Consider the following 4,862-nt stretch of genomic DNA (forward strand, 5'->3'; position numbering starts at 1 on the left):
ACGCCTCGATCGCCACCTGTTCCTTCGACTCGAAGTGCTTGTAGAACCCGCCATGCGTGAGGCCAGCCTCCGCCATCAGATCGGCGAGCGCGGTGTTGTCGATGCCGTTTTCGCGGAAGCGTCGGGATGCGGCATCGACGATGCGCTGTCGGGTTTCAGCCGCTTCCTGTCTGGACTTTCTCATGAGCTTGATAACGATTCGTGGGATTTAGATTTGATACAACATCCGTGAATTGGTTGCAAGCTTACTGGGAGCAAGTGAGGCCGGTTACTGCGGCCGGTTGCTGCGCCGCACCCATCGATGCGGCCATGCTATTTGCGACGTCGACAATCGAAAAAAGTTATTGGGCATCACGATGCAATGCAGCCCGAGCGCCTTGCGCGGTGCGGATTCCAATCGCCTTGGCTACGCACAGAGCCATGCCAGGCAACGATGCGCCGAGTTGACGCGCGCTGGACGTTCATATCTCATACGCTTATCTGCTCTCTGACGGATCGCCTGTTGGAGAGCATCATGATATGAGAGCTCACGCATGATCATCGACATCCACGGACACTACACCACCGCACCGAAGGCACTTGAAACCTGGCGCAACCGCCAGATCGCCGGCATCAAGGATTCTTCACAGATGCCGTCAGTCTCGGAACTGCACATTAGCGATGACGAACTGCGCGAGTCGATCGAGACCAACCAGCTGCGCCTGATGCGCGAGCGCGGCCTCGATCTGACGATCTTCAGCCCGCGCGCCAGTTTCATGGCACATCACATCGGCGACTTCCAGGTGTCCAGCACGTGGGCCGCGATCTGCAATGAGCTGTGCTACCGCGTCGGCGAGCTGTTTCCGGAGAACTTCGTGCCGGCCGCGATGCTGCCGCAAAGCCCGGGCGTCGATGTCGCAACGTGTATTCCCGAACTCGTCAAATGCGTGGAGCAGTATGGCAACGTCGCGATCAATCTGAATCCGGATCCGTCGGGCGGACATTGGACCAGCCCGCCGTTGTCGGATCGTTACTGGTATCCGATTTACGAAAAGATGGTCGAGTACGACATCCCCGCGATGGTCCACGTCAGCACCAGCTGCAACGCATGCTTTCACACCACCGGCGCCCACTACCTGAACGCGGATACCACGGCATTCATGCAGTGTCTGACGTCCGACCTGTTCAGCGATTTCCCGACGCTGCGTTTCGTGATTCCGCACGGCGGCGGCGCGGTGCCTTACCACTGGGGACGTTTCCGCGGTCTGGCTCAGGAAATGAAAAAGCCGTTGCTGAAAGATCATCTGCTGAACAACATCTTCTTCGACACCTGTGTCTATCATCAGCCGGGCATCGATCTGCTCACGCGCGTGATGCCGGTCGACAACATCCTGTTCGCCAGCGAGATGATCGGTGCAGTGCGCGGCATCGATCCGGAGACGGGACACTATTTCGACGATACGAAACGCTACATCGAAGCGGCGCATATCGATCCTGCGGACCGCTTCAAGATCTATGAAGGCAACGCTCGCCGTGTCTATCCGCGTCTCGATGCGAAACTGAAGAACAAGGGGCTTTGAACATGTATGAACTTGGCGTGGTGTACAGAAACTTCGAACGGGCCGATTCCGCGGTTGCGCAGAAGCTCGGCGCATTGGGCTCGGCGACGGTGCATGAGGCAATGGGCCGTGTCGGTCTGATGCAGCCTTACATCCGGCCGATTTACGCGCGTGCGCAGGCAAGCGGCACCGTGGTGACCGTGCTGCTGCAACCGGGCGACAACTGGATGATGCACGTGGTGGCCGAGCAGATTCGCCCGGGCGACATCGTTGTTGCAGCAGTGACGGCAGGATGCACCGACGGTTACTTCGGCGATCTGCTGGCGACCAGCTTCAAGGCGCGCGGTGCGACGGGCTTGATCATCGATGCCGGCGTGCGCGACGTGACGGTGCTCGAAGATATGAACTTCCCGGTGTGGAGCAAGGCCATCTCGTCGAAGGGCACGGTCAAGGCGACCTTGGGCTCGGTGAACATTCCGGTCGTGTGCGCCGGGATGCTGGTCACGCCGGGCGACGTGGTGGTGGCCGATAGCGACGGCGTAGTGTGCGTGCCGCGCGCGCTTGCTGCCGACGTGCTGGAGAAAGCCGCCGCACGCGAAGCAAACGAAGCCGACAAGCGCGCGAAGCTCGCTTCCGGCGTGCTCGGTCTCGACATGTACAAGATGCGCGAGCCGCTGGCGCAGGCAGGACTGCGCTACATCGACTGAGCGGAGTGTCTATGAGTGGCGAGATGACGGCTCCGCTGGCGCTGATCTCCTCGATGGCAACGCGGCAGATCCTGTCGCGCCTTGCCAGCGAATACGAGTCCGAGACGGGCCAGACGGTCCGGGTGGAATCAGTTGGCGGTGTCGACGCAGCACGGCGCGTCAGCGAAGGCGAGGCATTCGATATCGTCGTGCTCGGCAGCGATGCGCTTGCGAAGCTTGCGCAGCAGGGGCACGTCGATGCCGGCAGCCGTGTGGATGTGGCGCGTTCGGGCATCGCCGCCGCGGTGGCGGCCGATGCGCACCAGCCCCGCATCGATACCGAAGAGGCGCTGCGCGAGGCGATTCTGCAAAGCCGCTCGATTGGTTATTCGACCGGGCCGAGTGGGGTGCACCTCGAAAAGCTGTTTGCGCGCTGGGGTATCGCTGACACGATCGCGCCGAAAATCGTGCAGGCGCGGCCGGGCCTACCGGTGGCGACGCTGATTGCGCAGGGCGAAGTGGAACTGGGCTTTCAGCAGAACAGCGAATTGCTGGACCAGCCTGGGATCGCGATTCTGGGTCCGCTTCCGGAACAGGCGCAGGCGGTGACCGTGTTTGCCGCGGCGCTTTGCGCAAAATCGTCGCGCGCCGATGCGGTGAGAGCGTTTCTGTCCTTCCTCGTCTCGCCGCGAACCCGCGCGGTAAAACTGGCGCATGGCATGGAACCGGCCTGATTAAAGAGCCGCTGTCGTGGGCTACGGCGGCACGCGCGCTCGCGCGTGCACGCCACAATGAATTGGACAAGACGGCCGACCTCTACGCGTCGGCGTTGTTTTCGTAAGCGCGGACAGACCACGCATTCAATGCGTTCTGACTACCGCGCTGTCAGGTAAACTCCAGGGCTTAGAAGGTTGAGGGTCAAAGGCGCGAGCCTTTGACGAGCCCGCGCTTTTACCATCCGATGCCCACTTCATGTCTCACGAACACGCACCTCATGATCACTTCGTCGAACATGCCGCTCATGCCGGCGACTCGCTGTCGCGCTGGGTAGCAGTGTTCACGGCGATTCTCGCGGCTCTTTCCGGGCTTCTGCATTACGAAGAAGGTGTATTGCAGACGCAAGCGCTGGTCTTCAAGAACGACGCGGTGCTGTTGCAGAGCAAGGCCAGCGACCAATGGAGCTACTATCAGGCGCAATCCAGCAAGGGGCATCTGATGGAACTCGCCGCCGAACTTGCGCCGCCCGAGCGCCGCGCGTTCTACCAGGATCAGATCGGCAAATACGAAACTCGCAAGAAGGAAATTTCCGCGAAGGCGCAGGCGCTCGAGCAGCAGGTCGAGCAGGCCAACCATCAGTCGGCGGAGAAGGAGCATCCGCAGCACCTGTTCGGTCAGGCACTCGCGTTGATGAGCGTGGCGATCTCGCTTGCGGCGATCACGTCGCTGACAAGCAGCCGCAAGCTTTTTGCGCTGGCCGGCGTGGTGGGTGTTGTGGGGCTTGGGGTGTCTGTGTTCGCGCTCATGCATCTGTAGGCATGGCATGCCGCGTCCGCGTTCTGCGTGCGGGTGCGCTCAGGGCGTGGGGCACGCAGTGGCGCGATGATCCAGCCCTTCGCGCTCGGCGGTGAATGAAACCGTCGGGCCGCCGGCGTGCTGCGTAATGCGCACGACGTAGATGCTGTCGAAGTCCGGGCTTTCCCAGCGCGGTACGCTCGCAGCGTCGCCGCCATAGCGGGTGACGATGCCGCGCGCTACCTGTTCGACGACGGTGTGCTCCCATGCCACCACGACGAGGCTGTTCTGATAGCGCGGCGAAAGCAGTGCATCGGTCAGTTTGTCGGCGTTCTTGAAGCCGATCGATGCATTCACCGGCAAGCCGAAATACACGGCGGCGGGTTCGATGGTGGCGAGCGGACGCACATAGTCGTATTTCGTGCCGCGGTCGTTCTTCTGCTTCGATGGATCGGGGGCGAAGATCGCGTCCGGGCGGCCGTATTTCGCCTCGATCACACGCGGCAGCGCGAGTGCGCGGTTCAAGCCCTGGCAGGTCAGTTGGCCCATGCCGCTGTCGGGTTTTTCGCCGTGGCGAACCATCACGATGGTCTGCGTTGCGCCTTGTTCGGCATGCGCCGCTTGAGCGGTCGCGATGGATGCTGCGCAGGCGAGCACTGCACGGGCGAAAAGCAGAGCGAGGTGTCGGGCGTTCACGGTCGTGCGGATGGCGATGGGTCGCTCATTCTAGCAGCCGCGCTTACTGCGGAGAGCGCACCACGAACCGGGTCGCCGCGATGCGATCACGGCCTTTCCCGAAGATGCAGCGTCGCTGCCGTCGTACGCGCCTCGCTCGCGAAGCGCGTGCGACGGCCGTGGGCTCAGTGAGCCGCCGCCGTAGCCGACAACGCACCCAGCTTCTGATTGAGCCAGAACGCGTACGATATTTCGATGTTCTCCTGCAGCGCCATGAAGTTGGTCATCTGATCGCTGAGCAGCACGCCGATCTGTCCGATCAGATTGCATTCCTGTTCGACCACCTTCGTGACGGTATTGGCGGCCTTGATTTCCGCGCGTTCCACGTTCCATGCCGCGATGCCCTGCAGCAAGGCTTGCTGCTGCAACACCAGCCGCTGCACGACGGCTT

At 61.8% G+C, this 4,862-nt stretch carries 6 protein-coding genes and 1 pseudogene; 4 read left to right on the plus strand and 3 right to left on the minus strand.

Going from position 1 to position 4,862, the window contains the following annotated elements; all coding sequences use genetic code 11:
* Positions 1–184: TetR family transcriptional regulator (locus ACYVNQ_RS06660; protein ID WP_460901675.1), on the minus strand; the 184-nt coding region annotated here is incomplete at its 3' end.
* Positions 185–533: 349 nt separating this feature from the next.
* On the opposite strand from ACYVNQ_RS06660, the gene ACYVNQ_RS06665 reads away from it, so the two are divergent.
* The 4 genes from ACYVNQ_RS06665 to ACYVNQ_RS06680 all read left to right on the plus strand — a co-directional run bounded on the left by ACYVNQ_RS06665 (position 534) and on the right by ACYVNQ_RS06680 (position 3,757).
* Positions 534–1,559: an amidohydrolase family protein gene (locus ACYVNQ_RS06665; protein ID WP_460901677.1), complete on the plus strand. Its 1,026-nt coding sequence runs from the start codon at positions 534–536 to the stop codon at positions 1,557–1,559.
* Between the two features lie 2 nt (positions 1,560–1,561).
* Positions 1,562–2,245, plus strand: coding sequence for a 4-carboxy-4-hydroxy-2-oxoadipate aldolase/oxaloacetate decarboxylase (ligK, locus tag ACYVNQ_RS06670; protein ID WP_460901679.1), 684 nt, complete (start codon positions 1,562–1,564; stop codon positions 2,243–2,245).
* A gap of 23 nt (positions 2,246–2,268) precedes the next feature.
* The gene (locus ACYVNQ_RS06675; protein WP_460901681.1) at positions 2,269–2,958 is read left to right on the plus strand and encodes a substrate-binding domain-containing protein; all 690 of its coding nucleotides are present in this window, start codon (positions 2,269–2,271) and stop codon (positions 2,956–2,958) included.
* A 238-nt stretch (positions 2,959–3,196) separates the two neighbouring features.
* Positions 3,197–3,757: a DUF4337 domain-containing protein gene (locus ACYVNQ_RS06680; RefSeq protein WP_460901683.1), complete on the plus strand. Its 561-nt coding sequence runs from the start codon at positions 3,197–3,199 to the stop codon at positions 3,755–3,757.
* Between the two features lie 39 nt (positions 3,758–3,796).
* Here the strand turns inward: ACYVNQ_RS06680 and ACYVNQ_RS06685 are convergent, their stop codons facing one another.
* Positions 3,797–4,318, minus strand: coding sequence for a histidine phosphatase family protein (locus ACYVNQ_RS06685; RefSeq protein ID WP_460901685.1), 522 nt, complete (start codon positions 4,316–4,318; stop codon positions 3,797–3,799).
* Between the two features lie 278 nt (positions 4,319–4,596).
* Positions 4,597–4,862, minus strand: a pseudogene (locus ACYVNQ_RS06690) (hypothetical protein); the annotation flags it as partial.

Source organism: Paraburkholderia jirisanensis, from assembly GCF_054782355.1.

Coding starts and splice junctions, on each gene's coding strand:
- ACYVNQ_RS06665 (WP_460901677.1), top strand. CDS start 534: ATGATCATCGACATCCACGGACACTACACCACCGCACCGAAGGCACTT.
- ligK (WP_460901679.1), top strand. CDS start 1,562: ATGTATGAACTTGGCGTGGTGTACAGAAACTTCGAACGGGCCGATTCC.
- ACYVNQ_RS06675 (WP_460901681.1), top strand. CDS start 2,269: ATGACGGCTCCGCTGGCGCTGATCTCCTCGATGGCAACGCGGCAGATC.
- ACYVNQ_RS06680 (WP_460901683.1), top strand. CDS start 3,197: ATGTCTCACGAACACGCACCTCATGATCACTTCGTCGAACATGCCGCT.
- ACYVNQ_RS06685 (WP_460901685.1), bottom strand. CDS start 4,318: ATGGTTCGCCACGGCGAAAAACCCGACAGCGGCATGGGCCAACTGACC.